Below are 22,746 nucleotides of genomic sequence, written 5' to 3' on the forward strand. Positions count from 1 at the left end.
TTAAGATTGTGTTCCATACAGTTGTTGCATGACGCCTAAGACCAATTGATTTTGTTCTGGTTTACTAACAGTAATGCGCACGCATTGCTCAAGCAAAGGATGCACGCCATGCAAATTTTTAATCAAAATATTGTGATCAAGCATCGCCTGCCACAAAGCTTGGGCATCGGGCACGCGCATGGTGATGAAATTGGCTTCCGAAGGGAAGACTTGCACTTGTGACCATGTTTTGAGCATGGTACGCATGCGTTCGCGTTCCGATTTTTGTTTATTAATGTGTTCATCAATAAACTGCGGGTATTGTAAAGCAAATTTGGCCGCTGTGAGACTTAATTGATTCATATTGTAAGGCGGCGTCACTTTTCTAAGCTCATGCATCACCTGCGGATGCCCCACCGCATAGCCCACACGCAAGCCAGCAAAGCCAATTTTGCTCAAAGTTCTGAGCACCACCAATTTTTCACTCAAACCCGCTTCAGGCAAAAATGTGTGTGAAGAAAACGCACCATATGCCTCATCAATCACCACCAGACCAGGGGCTGCAGCAATGATTTGCTCCACATCGGTTTTGGCAAATGGTACGCCAGTTGGATTGTTTGGATAAGCAATAAAAATCAATTGCGGCTGATGTGTGGTAATGGCCTCTAACACCGCAGTCAAATTCAAACTGAAATCCTCATTAAGCGGCACACCCACATATTTCATGCCAAAAAATTCCGCGTTAACGCGGTACATGACAAACGAGGGCTCTAAGGTCAACATCGTACTGCCTGGTTGACCTGTCAACATGGTCAATAATCGAATCAGTTCATCAGAGCCTGCACCTAAAACAATGTCAGCTTGTTCTACAATACCCACTCGTTCACGCAACATCTGCGGTAAACCTTGGGCTTTGGGAGTGGGATACAAGTGGATGGGTGTGTGAGCCAGTTGCTTGGCCAATTCAGCGCGCATTTCGTCTGAATATTCATAAGGACTTTCCATGGCATCCAGTTTCAAGCAATCTTCAGGACACTCGACTACTTTGTATGCGGTCATGGCTAAGACATCGGGACGGATAATTTGATTCAACTGCATGGTTTCGCCTTTGTTTGTGTTTTTAATATGAGATCATGATTGAAAAACATTGCCTGTCATGCTGGTTTTTACTCTACCTTGTTCAACAAAAGCTGACAACCTCTCGCATGCAAATCTGCTGCACAAAAAAAGCGCACCTTCAAAGATGCGCTGTGATGTTATTTCAATTAAATATTAATAACGGTAATGATGTGGTTTGTAAGGACCTTCTTTTGGCACATTGATGTAAGCCGCTTGCTCATCAGTCAACTCAGTCAATTTGGCACCAATACGTTCCAAATGCAAACGTGCCACCATTTCATCCAAATGTTTCGGCAACACATACACTTCGTTTTGATATTGTTCGCCACGAGCAAACAATTCGATTTGACCCAAAACTTGGTTGGTGAAACTGTTGCTCATGACAAACGATGGGTGACCTGTCGCGCAACCCAAATTTACCAAGCGGCCTTCAGCCAACAAGATGATGCGTTTGCCATCAGGGAATTCAATGTGATCCACTTGTGGCTTGATGTTGTCCCATTCGTAAGAACGCAAGCTTGCCACTTCAATTTCGCTGTCAAAGTGACCGATATTGCACACAATCGCTTGGTCGCGCATGGCTTTCATGTGTTCGTGAGTAATCACATTCACATTGCCTGTGGTAGTCACAAAGATGTCGGCTTGATCTGCCACATCATTCATGCGTACCACGCGGTAGCCTTCCATAGCGGCCTGTAACGCGCAAATTGGGTCAATTTCAGTCACCCAAACGGTCGCACCCAAACCACGCAAGCTTTGCGCACAACCTTTACCCACATCGCCATAACCTGCAACGATGGCAATTTTACCTGCAATCATCACATCGGTTGCGCGTTTGATACCGTCTACCAAACTTTCACGACAACCATACAAATTGTCAAATTTAGACTTGGTCACAGAGTCGTTCACGTTGATAGCAGGGAATGGCAATTCGCCACTTTCTTGCATTTGGTACAAACGGTGTACGCCTGTGGTGGTTTCTTCGGTCACGCCTTGAATGTGTTGCAAGCGTGTAGAATACCAGTTGGCATCTTGCTGCAAACGTGCTTTGATAGACGCAAACAACACAGTTTCTTCTTCATTACCTGGATTGTCCAATACCGAAATGTCTTTTTCGGCTTTGCTGCCTAAAATCAACAACAAAGTCGCATCGCCACCATCATCCAAAATCATGTTGGCTTCTGAGCCTTCAGCCCAGTTGAAAATTTCGTGGGCATATTCCCAGTAATCCGCCAAAGTTTCGCCTTTGTAAGCGAACACAGGGATGCCCGCTTCAGCCATTGCAGCAGCTGCGTGGTCTTGGGTTGAGAAAATATTGCAAGAAGCCCAACGCAATTCCGCGCCCAAAGCCACCAAAGTTTCCATCAACGCAGCTGTTTGAATGGTCATGTGCAAAGAACCAGCAATGCGCGCGCCTTTCAAAGGTTTTTCTTCACCGTATTTTTTGCGCAAAGCCATCAAGCCTGGCATTTCGGTTTCGGCAATATTCAATTCTTTACGCCCCCAAGCGGCGAGGCTGATATCAGCAATTTTGTAATCTGACACGTTGGTGTCCTTTCCAAGAGTGGTTGTGATGAGTGCCGTTGTATGGCGAGCCTGAGGTATTCCCTGCAGCACTCCTCGCGCGAAAGCACCCATTATAAAAGAGATGCCATCAAAACCCAAGACGCACGCTTAAAGTTACCCTGCCTTATATAATATGCTTACAGGACGCTTAACGATTGAAATATGCATACTCACTGAATACCAAACTGATGCACAAGAGCACCCAAATCACAATACGCCATGATCCATAGCCAGATAAGGAAAATGGATTAACTTCTTCATAAATCAACCTTTAAATGTCTGTTTCCAACAATCCATAAAAGTATCAATATTTTTGAAAATGATGAAAGCCAGTAAAAAATAAAGCGGAATATTCAAAATAATGAGTTTAACAATTGACATACATAGCCTTGTAGTTAAGTTATTTTAATTTTTTACTCTAAAAATAATTTAAAACGCAAGTAATGCCTCATTTTTATTTCGTATATGACGCCAATAAACAAAAAGCCATATCAAACGATATGGCTATGTCTTAAGGCTCAGACTTTAATCCTGCTGTGTGACTGTTTCACGTCCACTAGGTGTCGCGCGATGGTCAGTACTTTTTTCTTTGTACTTTAAGACCATCCGATCCAATTTATCCATCAAAACATCAATGGCAGCATACATGTCATCTTCTATGGTTTCCACATGCAAATCTTTACCAGCCAAATGCACGTCTGCCTCTACTTTGTGCTTGGATTTTTCCACAGTACACAAAGTCACGGTTGTAGAGATGATGCTATCAGAGTGGCGATTGATACGTGCCAACTTGGTACTGATATACTCACGCAAAGCTTCAGTCACATCTAAATTCAAACCAGTTACAGTCAGATTCATACAAGTCTCTCCTTCTTGCTGGGCTAGGCCCCGATGGAACGCCACCGTTAACCAGTGACGTTAATTTCATCATAACTGTTTTCATTCTAATCGCCAATATCTTTGTGAACACGACTACACTTTATTACATTTCACAAGCGTATTTTGCGCTCACTGGCAGAAGGAATCCTCAAACTTTCTCGGTACTTAGTTACAGTACGCCGAGCAATTTTAATTTCATGTTCAAGCAATTTTTGCGTTAATTTTTCATCAGAAAGTGGTTTTCGCTTATCCTCTTCGCCAATGAGTTTTTCCAAAATGGTTTTAATCACACGATTGCTAATGCCTTCATCTTCATCACCCTCACCACCATTGGTGGCTGTTTGTGTGAAAAACCAACGCAGCTCAAACAAGCCTTGTGGACAACTAAGATACTTTTGATTCACCGCACGCGAAATCGTGGACTCATGCAAATCTAAAAATTCTGCCACCGACTTAATCAACATCGGCTTCAAAGCCATGGCACCCTCGCTGAAAAAAGCCTGTTGATGCGCCACCACATAATCGGCCACACGCAATACCGTATCGGCACGCATTTCCAAACTGTGTATCAACTGTTTGGCTTCTTGCATTTGTTTTTTTAAATCTTGATGACCACATGCTTCGACAACCGATGCATATTCTTCATTCACACGCACACGCGGCTGAGTTTCTCGCTGCAATTGTGCCACCCACAGGCGTCCTTGTTTAAAAACTCGAATATCAGGTAAAACATATTGCGTCGGCTCAGAATGAGCATAACCACTACTTGGATAAGGATTCAAACTTTGAATCAACATCACAGCGGCCTGTATTTCTGCAATATTAACAGGCAGGTATTTTTTCAGTTTGGTGACATTGCTAGGCTGCCCCAAGACATTGAAATATTGACGCACAATCAATTTTGCCAATTGATTGACAGCGTTATCAGGCAAGCGCTGCAATTGCAGCCACAAAGACTCACTCAAATCGAATGCACCGACACCCGCAGGTTCAAAGCCTTGGAGGTGCGTCAATGCCTGTGCCAAATCTTCTTCTTCTAACAACCACTCCAAAGGCGAATGTTCCACAATGTCTTGTAAACCATTCGACAAATAACCATGTTCATCCAAATTTTCAATCAATATATGCACCCTGAAAGCCTCTTCACGGCTTAATTGGTGTTCACAAACTTGATTGCGTAAAAACTGGCGAAAATCATCATTGTCTTCAATTTGCGCAAAAACGTCTTGAAACTCACCATCGTATGCAATGCCGGTGCTGCCCACGCCCGCAGTGATTTGCATACTTTGCCAATAATCATCAATCCCAACTTGGTCACCCAAATCACCATGCGCATCATTACTGGCCGAAGTGTCGCCATCAAACTCACGTTCTGGTTGCGCAAGCTCTTTGTGATCCATTCTTTCTAATAAAGGATTTTCTAACAAGGCTTGCTCAACAGCCTCATCCAATTCCAAACCCGACATTTGCAACAATTTAATCGCTTGTTGCAACTGAGGGTTTAGTTGTAATTGCTGTGTTTGCTTCAGTTTGAGTTGGTTTTGCATAATATTTAATTCAGATTGAATAAAGCAAATGAATCACAAACACATTGAGCCATACCGACCTTAATAGTCAAAATGCTCGCCCAAATACACTTCTCGCACACGCTCGTTTTGTACCAGTTCTTCTGGCACGCCCGTTGCCAAAACAGAGCCTTCAGAAATTATGTAAGCACGATCACAAATACGCAAGGTTTCACGCACATTGTGGTCGGTAATCAACACACCAATGCCACGCTGCTTTAAATAAGAAATGATATTTTGAATATCAATGACAGCAATCGGGTCAACACCTGCAAACGGTTCGTCCAATAAAATAAAACGCGGTTTGGTTGCCAATACTCGAGCAATTTCCACGCGACGGCGTTCACCGCCAGACAAGGCCACCGCAGGCGAATCCTTAATGTGTCCAATGTTCAAATCATCCAACAAACGTTCTGTTTGCTTGGTGATTTCTGCTTTATCTTGGGTATTGATTTCCAAAATGGCTTGGATATTTTCTGTCACCGTCATTTTGCGAAAAATCGATGCTTCTTGCGGCAGATAACCCACACCTTTTTGCGCGCGCTCATGTATTGGCAAATGGCGCATTTCTTGCCCGTCCAATACAATAGACCCATCATCTGCGGCGATAATTCCAACTATCATATAAAAGCTGGTCGTCTTACCTGCCCCGTTAGGCCCCAATAAACCAATCACTTCGCCGCTTTGAATGTCCAAAGTCACATCTTTGACCACTTGACGGCTTTTGAATTGTTTTTTCAAACCAGCTACTTTTAAAACACTGTTAGTCGTCATCATCAATTATTTCTGTGTGCTAGAAGGTTGTAAAATCACCGTCACACGGCGGTCTGAACCTGAAGCAGACTTGCTACCTGCTGCAGTGTAAATCTCAGTTTTGGTGTTATAAGTAATGTTATTGCCTTGCACCATATCACCGCCACGTTGCACCTTGGCACCACCACTTAGCGTGACCAAACCGCTGGCAGATTGGTAAGTTACTTTTTGACCCTGCCCATTTACCCAGCCTTTACCGCCATCTAACTGCTGCTTGAATGTGACTGGTGAACCCGTAGCTGTCATGATTTGATTGCTATCGTTGGTACGTGATACTTCAATTTTACTGGCACGAATGTCAATAGAACCTTGTTTAACCACCACATTGCCACTGAACACCGTCACTTGTTTGCCTTGATCGACCACGCCATTGTCCGCTTCAATGCTGATAGGCTGATTTTGATCCGATTGTAAAGCCCAAACAGGTGCAGCCAAGGCACAAGTGAGCAATGCCACACTGTATTTGAATTTAAGGTTGCTCATCATAAATAATTGCTTTCACACGAGATTGCAGGTTTAACACATCGTTTTTTTTATCATAACTGAATCCAACCGCACTGCCATGCGATTGACCATATTCATATTGCACTTCTGCATCGGTATGCGCCATTTGCGTGGGAATGTCTACGGTCAAAGTCGGCATGCTCACTTTTCCCTCTAAGCCACCATCCACTGCGGTTTTGGTCAACACCACTTCTTGCTTGAAAAAGATTTTTTCTTCTTGATCTGCATAACGCGCCTCTTGTGAACTCACTCGATACAATGGCTGCCCTTGTTGCCAAACTTGACCATCTGGCTGCTGCAATAAAACATCGTTGCTATTGGGATACATCGATGCTTCTTTGGCAACCAAAGTTTGTACGGGCAAGCCTTGCGCATCAAAACGCAAACCACTGATGTCTTTCATCACATATTGTGGCTGACTCAAATCCAACAAGGTGGTTTCAACGTTGACATCTGTGGCACGATTCAGCCAAAACGTCATACCACCCATCAACACGGCCAAAACCATTGGAAAAACCAATGGCATCATGCGACTGGAGATATTCATAATACATACTCAGTCAAAGCGTCCTGTAAACTGCCTTGTGCCCACATAATCATCTCGCACGCCTCACGCACAGCGCCCAATCCTGCTGCCGCTTGCGTCACATAATCGGCATAATGAATCACCCAGTTGTGTGCACTTGGCACCGCAATCGGCAAACCACAACGCACCATCACCGGCAAATCCACCACATCGTCACCCACATACGCACATTGCTCTTGACTCAAACCCAATTGGGCAATCAAATTCAAATAAGCTGTGCGCTTGTCATGAATGCCTGCCAAATAATGGTCTATGCCCAAACCACGCACACGGTGTCCCACACCTGCGGCATCGCGTCCTGTAATGATTGCCAACTGTACGCCTGTTTTTTGGAGCATTTTCAAACCATGTCCATCCAAAGTATTGAACGCCTTGATTTCTTCGCCTTGCGCTGTGATATAAATCTCACCATTGGTCAAGACACCGTCTACATCCAAAATCAATAATTTAATCGCTTTGGCTCGTTGTAAAACCGCTTCAGGCACATCAAGATTGAATGCCAATTCAGGGATATTTTTCATACAATTCCTGCTTTTAATAAATCGTGCATGTGCAACACACCCACCAATTGTTGTTCGTCATCGACCACCAACAAACCATTGACTCTCTGGCTTTGCATCACGTGCAAAGCTTCGCTTGCCAATTTGCCCATTGCAATGGTTTTAGGGTGTAAGCCCATCACATCTTTGACCCAAATGCCATGAATTTGACCACTGTGTTCTAAAATGCGACGCAAATCACCATCGGTCAAAATACCGATTGCTTGGTTGCCCTCAACGACAGCCGTCATACCCAAACCTTTAGCGCTCATTTCCAAAATGGCTTCTTTCAAATCCGCACTCACGTCCACTTGCGGTAAAGCACTGTCTTTGTGCATCAAATCTCCGACACGCACCAACAAACGCTTGCCCAAAGAACCTGCAGGATGGCTTAAAGCAAAATCATCAGGCGTAAATTGGCGTGCTTGCAACAACACCACCGCCAAAGCATCACCCAAGACCAAAGATGCCGTGGTACTTGAAGTAGGTGCCAAGCCCAAAGGACAGGCCTCTTGACTGACTGCTGCATTTAAAAAAATGTCTGCCGCTTGCCCCAAAGTCGATTCACGACGGCCGCTCATCGCAATCAAGGTCACCCCTTTGCGCTTTAGAGCTGGCAACAAATTGATTACCTCTTCGCTCTCGCCTGAATGCGACAAGGCCAAAACCACATCTTTTTCCATGACCATACCCAAATCGCCATGCGCCGCTTCCGCAGGATGCACAAAAAAAGCAGGCGTCCCCGTAGATGCCAAAGTCGCCGCAATTTTGCGGGCAATGTGACCTGATTTGCCCATACCAGTGACAATCAAGCGGCCTGTAGTATTCAAAATGGTATCAATGGCTGCTGCAAAACCTTCGTCCAACTGCGAACTAATTTGTCGCAATGCCGCTTGTTCAATTTCAATCACAGTACGCGCTTGTTCAATATAGTTTTTTGTCATTTTCACCATCATCAAAATTCATCCAACTCATGAAGACAAAGCTCAATCAGTGCTTTGAATTTCTCACACCATCCATTGGCAAATTCACAATGTCTGTTATGTACCCATCACATTGTATCGCACAGTGCCTGTTTGAGCACCATCAACCCTCGCGAAGGCTGTCACTGTGTACCATTACAATGAATCCATCCTAAACAAGTCGCTTTATTTTAAAGAGCTATAGTCATTTCTGGTGTATGACGAACAAATGAAGAAGGCGTATCCTGTTGATTGATTTCCGACCAAAGATTTCAACCAACAAAAGGAATACGCCATGACTGATTCTAACCCAAATGCATTCGTACAACCACAGCAAACATTCAATGACCCATTGACCGATTTGCTGCGTCAGGGAGCCAGGGAGTTGATTGCCAAAGCAGTTGAAACCGAATTGCAGATTTTGCTGGAGCAACACTCACCCAAGAAACTTCCCGATGGTCGCCAAGCATTGGTCAGAAATGGTTATTTGCCGGAACGAACAGTGCAGACTGGCATTGGTGATGTACAGGTGAAAGTGCCGAAGGTACGAGATCGCAGTGGTGACGGTGTGTGTTTCAACAGTCAATTGTTGCCGCCTTATTTGAAACGTACCAAAAGCATCGAAGAATTGCTGCCATGGCTGTATTTGAAAGGCATTTCCACAGGTGACCACCAACAAGCTTTGGCGGCTGTATTGGGAGAGCAGGCCAAAGGCTTGTCAGCCAATACCATCAGTCGTTTGAAGCAACATTGGACGGACGAACATCGGCAATGGAGCCAGCGGGATTTAAAGGGCAAACGCTATGTGTATTGGTGGGCCGATGGCATTTACAGCAATGTGCGATTGGACGATAGACTGTGTTTGCTGGTCATCATTGGTGTGACTGATCAAGGACATAAAGAGTTGGTGGCGGTTGAAGATGGTTATCGGGAATCTGAAGTCAGTTGGTCAGAAGTGTTGATAGGCTTGCGTTTGAGGGGTTTGGAAACCAGTCCAAAATTGGCGGTCGGCGATGGTGCGTTGGGCTTTTGGAATGCCATGGCCAAGTCTTATCCAGACACCAAACATCAGCGCTGTTGGGTGCACAAAACGGCCAATGTGTTGGCAGCCGTACCCAAATCGGTACAAGGCAAATTGCGAGAGGCTTTGAAAGAAATTTGGATGGCCGAAACCAAAGAAAGTGCAGAACAAGCCTTCAAACAAACAGTGGCTCGCTTTGGTGACAAATACCCCAAAGCCATTAACAAACTGGTGAAGGATGAAGAAGAGTTATTGGCATTCTATGACTTTCCAAATGTGCATTGGACGCACATCCGCACCACCAACCCGATTGAATCCACGTTTGCTACCGTACGATTGCGTAGTAAGCGGGCTAAAAACTGCGGTTCCAGAGAAACCACTTTGGCGATGGTGTACAAATTATTGGAAACGGCCCAAAAGCGTTGGCGCCGGATTCAAGGATTCAACTTATTGACCTTGGTGGTCAACAACGTCATCTTCAAAGATGGCAAGCAGGAAGACGAGCAATCAACAGAGAAAGCGGCCTGAATGCCATACACCAGATTTGACAATAACTCAAGTCCAATTGTCCATCAAACAAGGACCGCCGAATGCCATTTGTGACATGGTGATGGAAGGTGATGCCGATTTTGCTATTGCCACCGAAGAAATTGACGATTACCCAGAATTGTCCAAATTGCCATGTTATCAATGGAATCGCAGCGTGGTGGTGCCTGACGGTCATCCTTTATTGGATTTGGGTCGTCCTTTGCGCATTGCGGATATCGCGCAATACCCATTGGTGACTTATGAATTTGCCTTTACCGGTCAATCACAAATTGCGCGCGGCTTTATCCGTGCAGGCTCTCCACCACCACATGTAGCTTTGTCTGCGGTCGATACCGACGTGATTAAAACTTATGTGCGTTTGGGCTTGGGCGTGGGTTTGATTGCATCGATGGTATTTGTGCCTGAAGAAGATTCGGGTTTGCATTTGATTGATGCCGAACATTTATTTGAACCATCAACCACCCAAATTGCTTTGCGCCAAGACAGTTATTTGCGCGGCTTTGCATATGATTTCATTCAATTGTTTGAACCGACATTAACACGCGAGCGCATTAGTCAGATTTTGTATGCGCCCATCAACGAAGATTTCAGTATTTAATCGCCTTGATGGTAAAAATCTACTTTGTTATCTGAAAGCGTCCTGTAAACTGTTACAGGACGCCTTATCTAAAGTGATCTTTCATCATGCACACAACCCAAGCTTTGAGCAGTTATTTGCGCGTAATTTTGCATTTACAAGACCAACCTGCATTGCAACAACATCAAAAACAACCACCGGTACAAATCTACGAAGATGGCTACACCATCGAAACCACCACCCATCATTATTATTTCGCCAATGGCGTCCACATTGAATGCGAAGTGGAGCAAGAGTGGCAAGATGGGGCAGCTTGTGCAGGCGATGTGTGCCCACCTTGTGACATTTCCTACCGTGTTGTTGATGCGCAAGGCTTGCACATTCAACCGCACCAAAAATCATTTAAAAACAGTTGCCAAATGCATTTTTGGATACAAGCCCACCATTTACCTGCCGATGATACGGGAACGACACCATGCTAGATGGGTTATGGCCTGAAGCAATTTCTCAAACCAGTACGCTGTTTTTGATTGTGTTTTCCGCATTGACCTCCGCCATCACCGCCAGTTTGGGCGCAGGTGGCGGTGTGTTGCTGTTGGCCGTCATGGCGATGGTATTGCCGCCTGCGGTCATTATTCCCGTACATGGCATTGTGCAATTGGGTTCCAACTTCAACCGTGCCATCATGACCATACGGGATTTGAATTGGCACCATTTGAGCATTTTTGCACTCGGCTCCATCATCGGTGCGTGGTTGGCCAGCCGCTTTTTGGTGCAACTGCCCTTACAAACCACCCAATTGACCATTGCCGCCTTGATTTTGTTTTTGTGTTGGGGTCCTGCCATTCCAAACATGGCATTAGGCAAACTCGGCTCCTTGGTCGCGGCCATCATCACCACGTTCATCAGCATGTTTGCCGGTGCCACAGGGCCTTTGGTCGGTGCGTTTGTCAAACAACAATACCAAGGCGATCGCGCCAAAACCGTTGCCAATTTTTCAGCCGCTATGACGGTACAACATCTGCCTAAAACCATTGTCTTTGGTGCCAGCGGGTTTGTATTTCAAGATTGGATTGCATTGATTGTATTGATGATTGTCAGCGGTGCAGTCGGTACATGGATAGGTTTAAAATTGGCCAAACGCCTGAGCAACCAAAATTTTGGTACCCTCTTCAACATCGTCCTCACCCTCTTGGCATTGCGCTTGGTTTGGCAAGCTTGGACGCTGTAAAAAAACAAGCGTCCTGTAAACTTTTACAGGACGCTTGTGACATTCATAACAGCTTAACCCAAAGTAAAGAAGAAACCTGCAATCGCTGCACTTAACAAATTGGCCAAAGTCGCAGCAAACAAGGCTTTCAAACCCAATTTGGCAATTTCACCACGACGAGTCGGTGCCATCACGCCCAAGCCACCCAATAACACCGCAATCGATGCAAAGTTGGCAAAACCGCACAAAGCAATGGTCACAATGACTTTGGTATGCTCGCTCAAGCTGCCTGTTTTCAAATAATTCATGAAATCCAAGTAAGCGACAAATTCATTGATGACCACTTTTTGACCAATAAAACTGCCCGCTGCACGCGCCTCTTCCCAAGGCACACCCAATAAAAATGCCACAGGTTGGAACACATAACCAAAAATCTGTTGCAAACTCAAAGCTTCTAAACCAAACCAACTGCCTACCCAACCAATCAAGCCGTTGAACATGGCAATCAAACCCACAAATGCCAACAACATGGCACCCACGTTCAAAGCCAATTGCAAACCACTTGCTGCACCTGATGCGGCTGCATCAATGACATTAGAATGTTTGTCTGTGCTGATAGCAGCATTCATGTCGTCTTTGGGCTGTTCGGTTTCAGGCATCAACAATTTGGCCATCAACAAACCACCCGGCGCTGCCATAAAACACGCAGCAATCAGGTATTTCAATTCCACACCCATGCCTGCGTAACCTGCCAACACCGAACCTGCAATCGACGACAAACCACCAACCATCACCGCAAACAACTCAGAACGGGTCATGTGAGGAATGAATGGTTTCACCACCAATGGCGCTTCGGTTTGACCGACAAAAATATTCGCAGCGGCATTCATCGACTCTGAACGGCTGGTGCCCAATAATTTTTGCAAACCACCACCCAAAACGGTAATGACCACACGCATAATGCCCAAGTGGTACAACACCGAAATCAAAGCCGAGAAGAAAATGATGACCGACAATACATGAATGGCAAACACAAAGCCGTATTTGAATGCACCTGCATCACCAAACAAAAATTCGATGCCTTTTTGCGCAAAACCAATGACTTGTGCCACCGAGTTGGAAATGGCAAACAACACGTCTTTGCCAATGGGTACATAAAACACGAATGCGCCCACACCCAATTGGATTAAAAATGCACCAATCACAGTGCGCCATTTGATGTGCGAGCGGTGTGCTGAGCACAAATACGCGATGATTAAAATGGCACAAATGCCAACCAGACTCATCATGATGATTCCTTCAGGATACCAACGCTACAATCGGTTCTTTAAATTCAGCAATGCCACTCCCAAAGAGTGGCATCAGCAAATGATAGTTTCCGAGCAAAGCGGCACAACCAAAAAGAATAAAAAAAAGATTACAGGTCAGCTTGATGTTGAATAAGAATGAAGCTTAACTTTTTATTGTTTGAATTTAATAAATATGGCAACAATTATATCATTAATAAGTTATTTAAAAAAATTTAATAAAACAAATACCTAAATAAACCATATTGATATGCCAAATCATTGAATATTATTGCGCTAACAATTGGCGAATTTTGGTTTTAATGATGTCAATGGCAATTTCATTTTTACCGCCACGCGTTACCACCAAATCAGCATATTGCTTAGATGGCGCAATGAAATCAAAAAATGCAGGACGCACATAATTTTTGTATTGCTCAGTAATAGAATCCAAAGAACGACCACGCTCTTCCATATCACGACGAATGCGACGCAACAAACACACATCCAATGGCGTGTCCATGAATACCGAAATGTCAAACTGCTCACGCAAATGCGCATCGGTCAACAACAAAATTCCTTCCACCAAAACCACTTTGGCAGGATTAATGGTGATGGTGTCATCAATACGGGTATGGGTTTTATAGCAATATTGTGGCATTTGTACCGTCTGGCCTGCTTTCAATTGCTTGATATGTTCGGCCAACAAACCATGCTCAAAAGCAGCAGGATGATCGTAATTGGTCAAGCAGCGTTGTTCAAACGTCAAATGGTCTTGCTTGCGGTAATACGCATCCTCAGCCAAAACGGCAATGCAATCTCCCCCCACTTCAGCCACCAATTCTTGGTAGACAGTCGATGCAAAAAGACTTTTTCCTGAAGCGGATGCGCCCGCAATAGCGATGATGGTGCTGTTGGCCACGATATGATTCTGCTTTTAAAAAATACAATTGTCTATTATCGCCAATTTTCATGCATTGATAAATACAAAAGCTGCCAATCTACGCCATTAAATCATTTAATAGTGAATAATTGCAACAATATTATGGTTTTTAAATATTTACTGAAGTGGTATTTCAAAAACAATTCACAAATTCACAAAATAAAAAGCGTCCTGTAAAATTTACAGGACGCTTCAAACTAATTTAGCTAAACCGTTTTAAGGCATCAACATGCCACCGTTGACATGCAAGGTTTGACCTGTCACGTATTTGGCTTGGTTAGAAGCCAAAAATACCACTGCGTCAGCAATGTCTTGCGCTTCGCCCAATTTGCCCAATGCAATATTGCCCGCCAAAGCCTCACGTTGCTCTTCAGGCAAAGCACGTGTCATATCAGTGTCGATAAAACCGGGTGCCACACAGTTGACTGTGATGTTGCGACTGCCCACTTCACGCGCCAAAGATTTGGTGAAACCCATCATGCCCGCTTTCGCAGCAGCATAATTGGCTTGACCGGCATTGCCCATCGCGCCCACAACAGATGCGATGCTGATGATGCGGCCATTGCGCGCTTTCATCATGCCACGCAACACCGCTTTGCTCGCGCGATAAACCGATTTCAAATTGATGTGCATGATGTCGTCCCACTCTTCGTCTTTCATGCGCATCAATAAATTGTCACGGGTCACGCCAGCGTTGTTCACTAACACTTCAATCGTACCAAATTCTTTGGTGATGTCGGCAATCAAGTTTTCAATCGATTCAGCGTCCGACACATTCAACACACGACCTGCACCACCATGCGTGCTCAAACGTGCGTTGATGTTCGCCGCTTGCGCTTCGCTGGTCGCTGTACCAATCACAATCGCGCCTTGCGCTGCCAAACTATCGGCAATCGCCGCACCAATGCCGCGAGACGCGCCTGTTACCAACGCCACTTTACCTTGTAAACCCAAATCCATAACCATTGCTTTTCCTCTTGATGATTCGTTATTGTGCTGCGATGAACGCATCAATGTCCGCTTGTTTGGTCAAAGCCACGCACGACGCTTCTTTATTAATTCGCTTAGACAAGCCTGCCAATACTTTACCCGGACCACATTCAGCCGCTTGTGTAATGCCATCAACCACCAATTGATTGACGGTTTGTGTCCACAACACAGGCGAATACAATTGACGCACCAAAGCGTCCTTAATCGCAGCAGCATCAACATGACTTTGCACATCCACATTGTGCAACACTTTGATTTTCGGCGTTTGAATGTCAATGTTTTGCAAATATGCAGCCAATTGTTCAGCAGCAGGCTGCATCAAAGCACAATGTGATGGCACAGAAACTGGCAAAGGCAACGCACGTTTAGCCCCTGCCTCTTTAGCCAAAACCATCGCGCGCTCAACCGCTTGAGCGTGTCCTGCAATCACCACTTGACCAATGGCATTGAAATTCACTGCTTGCACCACTTCACCTTGTGCCGCTTGCTCACACACTGCAATGACTTGCGCATCGTCTAAACCTAAAATCGCTGCCATCGCACCCACGCCTTGTGGTACCGCGTTTTGCATCAAAGTGGCACGCTCACGCACCAATTTGACTGCTGTGGCAAAATCCAAACTTTCAGCCGCAACCAAAGCCGTGTATTCGCCCAAGCTGTGGCCTGCCAAAACACTTGGCAACACGCCACCTGCTTGTTGGTAAGCACGCCAAGTGGCAATGCCTGCGGTCAACATCAATGGTTGTGTCGTTGTGGTGGTATTCAATGCCGCAGCATCTTCACCATTAACCAAAGCCCACAAATCCTCACCCAACACATCGGAAGCCTCTTGGAAAGTATCACGCACCACATGGATGCCTTCAAAACCATCCATCATATGCAAAGATTGCGAGCCCTGTCCTGGGAAGAAAAAAGCAAAAGCCATAATATTGTCTTTCTGATTAAATAAATGTTGGCAAGATTTCGCCTAAATGGCGCCAAATCCATACCATTGCCAATATATTAAGCACAACTGTCAGCCAAAATGTGATGACAAAACTGGTTTTGCTCACTTTGTGACGCCACACGTGACGTGCAAGCAAGCCACCTGGCCAACCGCCTAATAAATCTTGAAAATGCAAACGGTTTTCTGAAACCCGCCAAGTTTTGCGTAACGCTGCTTTTTTATCCGAAGAATAAGCAGAAAACGACAAAATACTCATCACCAATGACCAAACAGCCAAAATTTCAGAAAAATAAGCCAATGCGCCTACAAACAACAAGCCTAGCACCACTACAAACACCATACTGCCAACAGTACCGACATCGCCTTGGTTTTGATTTTTATGGCGACCATCGCTTTGCAAACGCTTTTGAGCAGTCGGTTTTTGTACACACTGCACACTGCCTGCGCGCCATTGCCCTGCATCACCTTGTCTTAATACAAATTGCACCACCATACCATTTTCAGGACGCCCATCAAATTCAATATAATCGCTAATATGAAAAAATACACGTGGCTTATTGGGTTCAACTTGTAAAAAACCAAAACCTTTGTCATCTTGCCATTGCGATACAACGCCTTTTAAAGACATGTTCTCACGCCAAACCATGTCTTTTTCAAGCGAGTGGTCGGTTGCAGAAGTTCTGATTTGAGCCGCTTGAACTTGTTTAAGCGATGCAGCTTGATGTTTTTGCGCCAAAGCTTCTTTTTCAGCTTTCATGCTTTTCGCAGTCACCAAACTAGGCTGCAACAACACCCAGCTGCCACTTTGATGCAATTTCAACGTCCCTTGTATCCGATGCCCCACATGCAAAGGTTCACCTTGCCATACTGATTTGGGCAATAAAATTTTGGTATTCGGATGATCCTCATTGACCAATAAACCCAATTGCCCATCAGGCGACCATTGCTTGAATGTCGCCACAATGGTTTCACCATCTAATAACAATGGCACAGGCTCCACATTGACGGCACAAACGCGGCTTTTATTGTCAGTGCTCAAATCATATTTGACTTGAGTTCCTACCACAATTTGTATGGCATCATTCACCCATGTATTGGCGTGAAAAAAAACCTGCTTACCACCACTCAGTGGCGTAATAAATCCAAACCCTTTAGCCTCCTGCCAAGCCGCAACTTGCCCTTGATACTTAGCCATACACTCCCCTTAAGCATCGACTATTTAATAACGCAACAACACCGCTCCCCAAGCAAAACCACCGCCAATGCCCTCTAATAGCAATACATCATCTCGCTTGATACGACCATCACGCACACCCACATCCAAAGCCAGTGGAATAGAAGCAGCCGAAGTATTGCCATGGTCTTGTACAGTCAAAATCACTTTATCCATACTCAAGCCCAAATGTTTGGCTGTACTGTCAATGATGCGCAAGTTTGCTTGATGTGGCACGACCCAATCAATGTCTTCGGCAGTCATATTTGCCTCAGCCAAAGCCTCTTGACCAATTTTAGTCAAAGTTTTCACCGCAAATTTAAACACGGCTTGTCCATCCATGGCCACAAAAGGTGAGCCAACGATTTGACCGCCTTTCACCACGCCAGGTACTTGTAAGATATCAGCATAATTACCATCGGCTTTAAGTTTGGCGCTGATAATGCCACCTTCTGTATCACTTTTGCCCAAAATCACTGCACCAGCACCATCACCAAACAATACACATGTACGGCGATCATTCCAATCGAGTAAACGAGTAAAAGTTTCTGCGCCAATCACCAAAGCTTTGCTCGCTAAACCTGCTTGAATATAAGCATGAGCCGTGGTTAAAGCATACATAAAACCAGCACACACTGCTTGCACGTCAAAAGCAGCACAACCTGGTATACCCAATTTCTGCTGCACAATACAAGCTGTAGATGGGAAAGTCTTATCAGGCGTGGTCGTTGCAACAATAATCAAATCAATATCTTGTGCTTCCATACCTGCACTTTGCAATGCTTGTAGCGAAGCTTGCACCGCCAAATCACTGGTTTGTTCATTTTCTGCTGCAATATAACGCTGGCGTATTCCCGTGCGCGCTACAATCCATTCATCTGATGTATCAACTTTTTTTGCCAATTCATCATTGCTCACACAGTTTGCAGGCAAATAGCTGCCCGTCCCTAAAATTTTTGCATATGCCATAGAAATTCCCGCTCTTTATATACTCTTATTATTAATAATATGTGAAGTATTTATACCAAAAAAGCCATGGCTTTTGCCATGACTTTTTAAAATATCATCATCAAATTGCTTGGTCTGGAGCCAAATGTGCTGCGACACCTTTTTGAATACTGGTCAAAATATCAGCTTTGGCTTCATGATATGCTTCTTGCAAAGCATAATTGAATCCCACTGCATCCGTGCCACCATGGCTTTTAACCACAATCCCACGCAAACCTAAGAAAATCGCACCATTAAATCGACGCGGATCAATGCGTTTTTTCACTTGTCCCAACACAGGCTTGGCTATCAAGCCTTGGGCTTTACTCATAGCACTGTGATTGAATTCTTCTTTAATCACTTGTGCCATCATTTTCACTGCACCTTCAATGGATTTCAAAGCCACATTGCCCACAAAACCATCAGCCACAATGACTTCTACTTCACCAGCAAAAATATCATCGCCTTCGACATTACCAATGAAATTCAACGGTGTTTGTTGTAGCAATTGATAAGCATCTTTAAGCACTTGTGTGCCTTTGATGTCTTCCGAGCCAATATTGAGCAAACCCACGCGAGGTTCAGTCATATCTGGTTGCACGGCCTGTACCAATTGTGAGCCCATAATCGCGAATTGCACCAATTGATCTGATGTGCAGTCCACATTCGCACCCAAATCCAACATACACGTCAAACCGCCATTCAAAGCTGGTAAAAATTTGGCAATGGCAGGTCGCTCAATGCCATCTATGGTTTTCAACACAAACTTTGCCGTCGCCATCAAAGCACCTGTATTGCCTGCTGACACAGCCGCTTGCGCCAAACCCTCTTTGACTTGATTGATGGCCACACGCATAGATGAATCTTTTTTATGACGCAAGGCACTGCGCGGGTCTTCATCCATGTCGACCACTTGTGTAGCATGCATAATACTGATGCGGTTCATCGGTGCATTGGCACTGGCTAAAGCCTGTTTTAATTGGGTTTCGTCGCCCACCATTACCACTTGAACATCTTTTTGACGTTCTAAAAAAGCCACGGAAGCTGGGACGGTAACATTCAAACCTACGTCGCCACCCATTGCATCCACTGCAATTGTAATCATGTTGTACTCGATCATTTTAAAACCCAGCAAGCTTATCACGTTGTTGATGATTGTATGAAACTTGCTATGGTGTTATGCAAAATAACATTTTTGATGATTTTTACACCAATCATCACAATAAAAACGAAAAAAGCCAACAACTTGCCAGTGCAGGTGTTGGCTTCTTCTATCAAACAAGATTACTCGTCGTTTGATTTGATCACTTTACGGCCACGGTACATGCCGTTAGGAGAAATGTGGTGACGCAAGTGGATTTCACCAGTTGCTGCGTCAACTGCAGTTGCAGGTGCAGTCAAACGGTCATGTGAACGATGCATACCACGTTTAGATGGTGATTTTTTATTTTGTTGAACTGCCATGAGTCAAACTCCTAAAAGAAAATTAAATACGTTTATTGGTTGGGCTTGAGCTTTGCCAATTGAGCAAATGGATTTGGCTTATCGTTGTTCACGCGTTCCAAATCCGTATTGCCACAATCATCATGACGTGGCGCATAAGGCAAAGCCATAATGATTTGATCTTCCAAGAGCGACCACACAGAAAGTTCGGCTTCGGCCAACATTCCCTCTAATTCAGGGTCGCTGTCCATAGCTTCATCCATCACATCTTCTTTGCTAAACAAAACGATACGAACCGATTCATCTAACTCTAAAGACATGGCCGTCAAGCAGCGCTGACACATCAGTGTCAACTCACCTTGTAAAGACAAATTGAGATACGGCCGCTGCAACTTATCTACGCCACCTTTTAATCGGTATTGTAGGGTTGTCTCGGCTGGGACCAAAAACTCGTGCTGCGCTATGCGCTCATCCAATTGCGCCAAGCCAACACTGCCTTCTTGCAGCATCGAACCATTTGCAAACTCAATCGGATCAATCAAATTAACGTTTAACATAAACGAAGGATGATATAATTGTTTGATTCTAACTGTCAATGACAAATTTCCCCATGACCCCTGTTGCCTTGATTTTGGCTTCGAGTTCGCGCTTTCGCCAAGCGCAATTGGCAAACTTAAATTTGCCATTTGAATCGGTTTCACCTGATGCAGACGAACGCAGTTTTGAGCAAGAAACCCCAGCACAAACCGCCTTGCGTTTGGCGATTTTAAAAGCCGAAACTGTGGCAAAAACCCACACAAACCATTTGATTATTGGCTCAGATCAAGTGGCTTTTTGTCAAAATACCCAATTGGGTAAACCCATGAGTTTAGACAAAGCTGCGGCAACCTTACGCTTTACCAGTGGTCAAGATATGGATTTTTACACTGCCGTGGTATTGCTTAACACAGTTACAGGACGCTTGCAGCAACACGTTGACCACACGCGTGTCACAATGCGCGCTTTGAGCGATGCCACCATTGCACGCTATTTAGAATGTGAACCTGATGCCATTTATTGTGCAGGCGGCGCTAAAAGCGAAGGTTTGGGTCAAACTTTGATTGAATCCATCACCACCACCGATCCAAACGCTTTGATAGGTTTGCCAATGCTCAAATTAATTGGTTTTTTCATCAACGAAGGAATAGTTTTACCATGACTGCCACGCTGTATTTGATTCCCACGCCTTTGGCCAGTGCCGATACGCCATGTTTGTTACCACACGAACAAAGTTTGATTGTGAACATCACCGATTTTATTGTTGAAGCCGAAAAAATCGCGCGCGCGCATTTGAAGGCTTTGGGAGTGACCACGCCCATTCGTGAATTGTCGATGCACACGTTGAACGAACACACACCAGCTACCGATATTGCCGCTTTGATTGAACCTTTGAAACAAGGACGTGACGTGGGTTTGGTCAGTGAAGCTGGCTGTCCTGCGGTGGCAGATCCTGGCGCGCAAGTGGTGGCGTTGGCGCACCAACACGGGTTTACTGTCAAACCTTTGGTGGGACCTTCAAGCATTTTATTGGCGATGATGGCCTCTGGCGCTAATGGTCAAAATTTTGCCTTTCGAGGTTATTTGCCGCAAGACGCGGGCGAGCGAGCTACCAAACTCAAAGAGTGGGAAGCGCGCGCTTACCAAGAAAAAGAAACCCAAATTTTCATCGAAACCCCGTATCGCAATGATGCTTTGCTTGAAACGGCTTTGCAAACTTTGAATCCCAACACACGTTTGTGTGTGGCTTGTGATTTGACAGCTGACAGCGAAACCATCATTTCTTTGCTTGTCAAAGATTGGCCGCAAGAACGTCCCAATTTAAAAAAACGCCCGAGCATTTTCATTATATATGCCCATTAAAAGGCAAAATTAAGCGTCCTGTAAACACATTTACAGGACACTTAAATCTCTCCCAATCATGGTTTAATGCTGTATCAACGCCAATAATTGTTCGGTATTGCGAGCCACGCCAAACTGTTCACGCACCATTTTTTGTCCTGCTTGAGCGTATTCACGCATCCATTGAGGCTGCTTCAAAGCCCGCTCTAAAGCAGTTTGCCAAGACGCAATTTCATGGTCTGCCACAATCAAACCTGTTTGCTCATGCACCACCGTTTCAGGCACGCCACCGACATTGCTCACCACCACAGGCACAGCCAAACCCAAAGCCTCGATTTGTACCATACCCAAAGGCTCTTTCAAAGACGGCATCGCCAACACGTCCGCTTGCAACAAAAGCGGCGCCACCGCCTTCAATTCCCCCAACCACACAGCGTCCTGTAAATGCAAAGCGGCGATTTCTTCACGTATAGGCGCATCATTGCCGCCGCCTGCCAACACCAAAACCACTTCATGCCCTTGCGCTCGCATGGCTGCAACGGCTGCCAAGGTAATGTGTTGTCCTTTTTCAGGACGCAACATGCCAATATGCACGATTTTTTTCGCGCTAACATGACGCTGTAAAAACTGTTGTAAACTTTCAGGCAAAGCATGGTTTTTTTGCGCATCCAATTTACCAAAATCAATCCCCGGATACACCACGCTCACAGGTTTGCTTGGAAATTGTTTTTGAATGTGTTGCTGCATAAAACGGCTAGGCACCATGACCGCATCCAATGGCAATAAGCTTTGCAAGGCTTTTTTCTTGTCATTGGTGTAATAAGTGCGCGAACGGATGATTTTCGGACGGTTTTTACCCAAAAACAAAGCCGCCACACTCAAATTATTGGCATCGTGCCCACTGTGGCTAATACATGCCAAAGGTGCATATTGCTTGATGGCTTTGACTATGCCTTGTATGGTTTGAGGATGTACGCTATTGCGAAATGGCAAATGGATCACTTGCAATTGCCTCTCGTGCGCTTGTGCGCTGATGCGTGCTTGCGGCGAACACAGCAACACACACTCAAAACCTTGCGCATTCAAAGCCTGCATTTGCTGTAACAATTGCCATTCCTGCCCACCCATGTTTTTGGAGCTTTCCAAAAACAACACTGTTTTTTGTGTTTTCATACCATCCTAAAGCTGCCA

Annotated in this window: 25 protein-coding genes and 1 pseudogene; 7 read left to right on the top strand and 19 right to left on the bottom strand. The window is 45.0% G+C overall.

Going from position 1 to position 22,746, the window contains the following annotated elements:
- The 9 genes from hisC to ADP71_RS07710 form a co-directional block, all read right to left on the bottom strand.
- Positions 1 to 1,077 (bottom strand): histidinol-phosphate transaminase, encoded by a 1,077-nt coding sequence (gene hisC, locus ADP71_RS07670; protein WP_019957550.1) that lies wholly within the window; start codon positions 1,075 to 1,077, stop codon positions 1 to 3.
- A gap of 174 nt (positions 1,078 to 1,251) precedes the next feature.
- Positions 1,252 to 2,643, bottom strand: coding sequence for an adenosylhomocysteinase (gene ahcY, locus ADP71_RS07675; protein WP_019957549.1), 1,392 nt, complete (start codon positions 2,641 to 2,643; stop codon positions 1,252 to 1,254).
- Between the two features lie 546 nt (positions 2,644 to 3,189).
- Positions 3,190 to 3,522, bottom strand: coding sequence for a ribosome hibernation-promoting factor, HPF/YfiA family (hpf, locus tag ADP71_RS07680; protein ID WP_019957548.1), 333 nt, complete (start codon positions 3,520 to 3,522; stop codon positions 3,190 to 3,192).
- A gap of 131 nt (positions 3,523 to 3,653) precedes the next feature.
- Positions 3,654 to 5,090 (bottom strand): RNA polymerase factor sigma-54, encoded by a 1,437-nt coding sequence (gene rpoN, locus ADP71_RS07685; RefSeq protein ID WP_171461052.1) that lies wholly within the window; start codon positions 5,088 to 5,090, stop codon positions 3,654 to 3,656.
- A gap of 60 nt (positions 5,091 to 5,150) precedes the next feature.
- Positions 5,151 to 5,882 carry an LPS export ABC transporter ATP-binding protein gene (lptB, locus tag ADP71_RS07690; protein ID WP_169708862.1) on the bottom strand — a complete coding sequence of 244 codons (732 nt, stop codon included), beginning with the start codon at positions 5,880 to 5,882 and terminating at the stop codon, positions 5,151 to 5,153.
- A gap of 6 nt (positions 5,883 to 5,888) precedes the next feature.
- Positions 5,889 to 6,407 (bottom strand): lipopolysaccharide transport periplasmic protein LptA, encoded by a 519-nt coding sequence (gene lptA / locus ADP71_RS07695; RefSeq protein ID WP_019957545.1) that lies wholly within the window; start codon positions 6,405 to 6,407, stop codon positions 5,889 to 5,891.
- Positions 6,391 to 6,972, bottom strand: coding sequence for an LPS export ABC transporter periplasmic protein LptC (lptC, locus tag ADP71_RS07700; RefSeq protein ID WP_104931931.1), 582 nt, complete (start codon positions 6,970 to 6,972; stop codon positions 6,391 to 6,393). Before lptC ends, lptA begins: the two co-directional genes overlap by 17 nt.
- On the bottom strand, positions 6,969 to 7,532 hold the full coding sequence (locus tag ADP71_RS07705) for a KdsC family phosphatase (protein ID WP_019957543.1): 564 nt from the start codon (positions 7,530 to 7,532) through the stop codon (positions 6,969 to 6,971). Before ADP71_RS07705 ends, lptC begins: the two co-directional genes overlap by 4 nt.
- Positions 7,529 to 8,506 (bottom strand): KpsF/GutQ family sugar-phosphate isomerase, encoded by a 978-nt coding sequence (locus tag ADP71_RS07710; RefSeq protein ID WP_019957542.1) that lies wholly within the window; start codon positions 8,504 to 8,506, stop codon positions 7,529 to 7,531. Before ADP71_RS07710 ends, ADP71_RS07705 begins: the two co-directional genes overlap by 4 nt.
- A gap of 301 nt (positions 8,507 to 8,807) precedes the next feature.
- Between ADP71_RS07710 and ADP71_RS07715 the strand changes: the two genes are divergently transcribed.
- The 4 genes and pseudogenes from ADP71_RS07715 (at position 8,808) to ADP71_RS07730 (ending at position 11,890) form a co-directional block, all read left to right on the top strand.
- Positions 8,808 to 10,061 carry an IS256 family transposase gene (locus ADP71_RS07715; RefSeq protein WP_104931213.1) on the top strand — a complete coding sequence of 418 codons (1,254 nt, stop codon included), beginning with the start codon at positions 8,808 to 8,810 and terminating at the stop codon, positions 10,059 to 10,061.
- Between the two features lie 28 nt (positions 10,062 to 10,089).
- Positions 10,090 to 10,680: pseudogene (locus ADP71_RS07720) on the top strand (LysR substrate-binding domain-containing protein); the annotation flags it as partial.
- 86 nt (positions 10,681 to 10,766) lie between these two features.
- The gene (locus ADP71_RS07725; protein ID WP_019958804.1) at positions 10,767 to 11,141 is read left to right on the top strand and encodes a hypothetical protein; all 375 of its coding nucleotides are present in this window, start codon (positions 10,767 to 10,769) and stop codon (positions 11,139 to 11,141) included.
- Positions 11,135 to 11,890 carry a sulfite exporter TauE/SafE family protein gene (locus ADP71_RS07730; RefSeq protein ID WP_019958805.1) on the top strand — a complete coding sequence of 252 codons (756 nt, stop codon included), beginning with the start codon at positions 11,135 to 11,137 and terminating at the stop codon, positions 11,888 to 11,890. The genes ADP71_RS07725 and ADP71_RS07730 overlap by 7 nt, the downstream gene beginning before the upstream one ends.
- 53 nt (positions 11,891 to 11,943) lie before the next feature.
- On the opposite strand, the gene ADP71_RS07735 is transcribed toward ADP71_RS07730, so the two are convergent.
- Entirely contained in the window at positions 11,944 to 13,158 is a 1,215-nt protein-coding gene (locus ADP71_RS07735) for a NupC/NupG family nucleoside CNT transporter (RefSeq protein ID WP_019958806.1), read from the bottom strand.
- Here ADP71_RS07735 and ADP71_RS07740 point away from each other — a divergent pair.
- Positions 13,157 to 13,312 (top strand): hypothetical protein, encoded by a 156-nt coding sequence (locus tag ADP71_RS07740; RefSeq protein ID WP_019958807.1) that lies wholly within the window; start codon positions 13,157 to 13,159, stop codon positions 13,310 to 13,312. The genes ADP71_RS07735 and ADP71_RS07740 overlap by 2 nt on opposite strands.
- A 132-nt stretch (positions 13,313 to 13,444) precedes the next feature.
- Here the strand turns inward: ADP71_RS07740 and udk are convergent, their stop codons facing one another.
- From udk to ADP71_RS07780, 8 genes are all read right to left on the bottom strand, one after another.
- Positions 13,445 to 14,077, bottom strand: coding sequence for a uridine kinase (udk, locus tag ADP71_RS07745; protein WP_019958808.1), 633 nt, complete (start codon positions 14,075 to 14,077; stop codon positions 13,445 to 13,447).
- 237 nt (positions 14,078 to 14,314) lie between these two features.
- Positions 14,315 to 15,058: a 3-oxoacyl-ACP reductase FabG gene (gene fabG / locus ADP71_RS07750; protein ID WP_040755842.1), complete on the bottom strand. Its 744-nt coding sequence runs from the start codon at positions 15,056 to 15,058 to the stop codon at positions 14,315 to 14,317.
- A 28-nt stretch (positions 15,059 to 15,086) separates the two neighbouring features.
- Complete coding sequence (fabD, locus tag ADP71_RS07755; protein ID WP_019958810.1) at positions 15,087 to 16,013, bottom strand: ACP S-malonyltransferase; 927 nt, start codon at positions 16,011 to 16,013, stop codon at positions 15,087 to 15,089.
- 16 nt (positions 16,014 to 16,029) lie between these two features.
- A complete protein-coding gene (locus tag ADP71_RS13210; protein ID WP_104931932.1) occupies positions 16,030 to 17,229 on the bottom strand; it encodes a DUF1294 domain-containing protein in 1,200 nt (399 codons plus the stop codon).
- Positions 17,230 to 17,253: 24 nt separating this feature from the next.
- Positions 17,254 to 18,216 (bottom strand): beta-ketoacyl-ACP synthase III, encoded by a 963-nt coding sequence (locus ADP71_RS07765; RefSeq protein WP_019958812.1) that lies wholly within the window; start codon positions 18,214 to 18,216, stop codon positions 17,254 to 17,256.
- A gap of 100 nt (positions 18,217 to 18,316) precedes the next feature.
- Positions 18,317 to 19,339 carry a phosphate acyltransferase PlsX gene (plsX, locus tag ADP71_RS07770; RefSeq protein WP_026353620.1) on the bottom strand — a complete coding sequence of 341 codons (1,023 nt, stop codon included), beginning with the start codon at positions 19,337 to 19,339 and terminating at the stop codon, positions 18,317 to 18,319.
- Between the two features lie 179 nt (positions 19,340 to 19,518).
- Positions 19,519 to 19,698 carry a 50S ribosomal protein L32 gene (rpmF, locus tag ADP71_RS07775; protein ID WP_019958814.1) on the bottom strand — a complete coding sequence of 60 codons (180 nt, stop codon included), beginning with the start codon at positions 19,696 to 19,698 and terminating at the stop codon, positions 19,519 to 19,521.
- 32 nt (positions 19,699 to 19,730) lie between these two features.
- Positions 19,731 to 20,234, bottom strand: coding sequence for a YceD family protein (locus ADP71_RS07780; RefSeq protein WP_019958815.1), 504 nt, complete (start codon positions 20,232 to 20,234; stop codon positions 19,731 to 19,733).
- Between the two features lie 53 nt (positions 20,235 to 20,287).
- Here ADP71_RS07780 and ADP71_RS07785 point away from each other — a divergent pair, with 53 nt between their 5' ends.
- Together ADP71_RS07785 and ADP71_RS07790 are read left to right on the top strand one after the other, a co-directional pair.
- Entirely contained in the window at positions 20,288 to 20,875 is a 588-nt protein-coding gene (locus tag ADP71_RS07785) for a Maf family protein (RefSeq protein ID WP_019958816.1), read from the top strand.
- A complete protein-coding gene (locus ADP71_RS07790) occupies positions 20,872 to 21,576 on the top strand; it encodes an SAM-dependent methyltransferase (protein ID WP_104931934.1) in 705 nt (234 codons plus the stop codon). The genes ADP71_RS07785 and ADP71_RS07790 overlap by 4 nt, the downstream gene beginning before the upstream one ends.
- A gap of 63 nt (positions 21,577 to 21,639) precedes the next feature.
- On the opposite strand, the gene ADP71_RS07795 is transcribed toward ADP71_RS07790, so the two are convergent.
- A complete protein-coding gene (locus tag ADP71_RS07795) occupies positions 21,640 to 22,728 on the bottom strand; it encodes a glycosyltransferase family 4 protein (protein ID WP_019958818.1) in 1,089 nt (362 codons plus the stop codon).
- Positions 22,729 to 22,746 lie beyond the last annotated feature (18 nt).

Origin of the sequence: Vitreoscilla sp. C1, from assembly GCF_002951955.2 — a bacterium.
GTDB lineage: Bacteria > Pseudomonadota > Gammaproteobacteria > Burkholderiales > Neisseriaceae > Vitreoscilla > Vitreoscilla stercoraria.

Coding starts and splice junctions, on each gene's coding strand:
- fabG (WP_040755842.1), bottom strand. CDS start 15,058: ATGGATTTGGGTTTACAAGGTAAAGTGGCGTTGGTAACAGGCGCGTCT.
- lptB (WP_169708862.1), bottom strand. CDS start 5,882: ATGACGACTAACAGTGTTTTAAAAGTAGCTGGTTTGAAAAAACAATTC.
- ADP71_RS07725 (WP_019958804.1), top strand. CDS start 10,767: ATGCACACAACCCAAGCTTTGAGCAGTTATTTGCGCGTAATTTTGCAT.
- fabD (WP_019958810.1), bottom strand. CDS start 16,013: ATGGCTTTTGCTTTTTTCTTCCCAGGACAGGGCTCGCAATCTTTGCAT.
- ADP71_RS07715 (WP_104931213.1), top strand. CDS start 8,808: ATGACTGATTCTAACCCAAATGCATTCGTACAACCACAGCAAACATTC.
- hisC (WP_019957550.1), bottom strand. CDS start 1,077: ATGCAGTTGAATCAAATTATCCGTCCCGATGTCTTAGCCATGACCGCA.
- ADP71_RS07710 (WP_019957542.1), bottom strand. CDS start 8,506: ATGATGGTGAAAATGACAAAAAACTATATTGAACAAGCGCGTACTGTG.
- plsX (WP_026353620.1), bottom strand. CDS start 19,339: ATGATTACAATTGCAGTGGATGCAATGGGTGGCGACGTAGGTTTGAAT.
- rpoN (WP_171461052.1), bottom strand. CDS start 5,090: ATGCAAAACCAACTCAAACTGAAGCAAACACAGCAATTACAACTAAAC.
- hpf (WP_019957548.1), bottom strand. CDS start 3,522: ATGAATCTGACTGTAACTGGTTTGAATTTAGATGTGACTGAAGCTTTG.
- ADP71_RS07795 (WP_019958818.1), bottom strand. CDS start 22,728: ATGAAAACACAAAAAACAGTGTTGTTTTTGGAAAGCTCCAAAAACATG.
- ADP71_RS07780 (WP_019958815.1), bottom strand. CDS start 20,234: ATGTTAAACGTTAATTTGATTGATCCGATTGAGTTTGCAAATGGTTCG.
- lptA (WP_019957545.1), bottom strand. CDS start 6,407: ATGATGAGCAACCTTAAATTCAAATACAGTGTGGCATTGCTCACTTGT.
- ADP71_RS07735 (WP_019958806.1), bottom strand. CDS start 13,158: ATGATGAGTCTGGTTGGCATTTGTGCCATTTTAATCATCGCGTATTTG.
- ADP71_RS07765 (WP_019958812.1), bottom strand. CDS start 18,216: ATGGCATATGCAAAAATTTTAGGGACGGGCAGCTATTTGCCTGCAAAC.
- rpmF (WP_019958814.1), bottom strand. CDS start 19,698: ATGGCAGTTCAACAAAATAAAAAATCACCATCTAAACGTGGTATGCAT.
- ADP71_RS13210 (WP_104931932.1), bottom strand. CDS start 17,229: ATGGCTAAGTATCAAGGGCAAGTTGCGGCTTGGCAGGAGGCTAAAGGG.
- lptC (WP_104931931.1), bottom strand. CDS start 6,972: ATGAATATCTCCAGTCGCATGATGCCATTGGTTTTTCCAATGGTTTTG.
- ADP71_RS07785 (WP_019958816.1), top strand. CDS start 20,288: ATGACCCCTGTTGCCTTGATTTTGGCTTCGAGTTCGCGCTTTCGCCAA.
- ADP71_RS07705 (WP_019957543.1), bottom strand. CDS start 7,532: ATGAAAAATATCCCTGAATTGGCATTCAATCTTGATGTGCCTGAAGCG.
- ADP71_RS07790 (WP_104931934.1), top strand. CDS start 20,872: ATGACTGCCACGCTGTATTTGATTCCCACGCCTTTGGCCAGTGCCGAT.
- ADP71_RS07740 (WP_019958807.1), top strand. CDS start 13,157: ATGATGATTCCTTCAGGATACCAACGCTACAATCGGTTCTTTAAATTC.
- ADP71_RS07730 (WP_019958805.1), top strand. CDS start 11,135: ATGCTAGATGGGTTATGGCCTGAAGCAATTTCTCAAACCAGTACGCTG.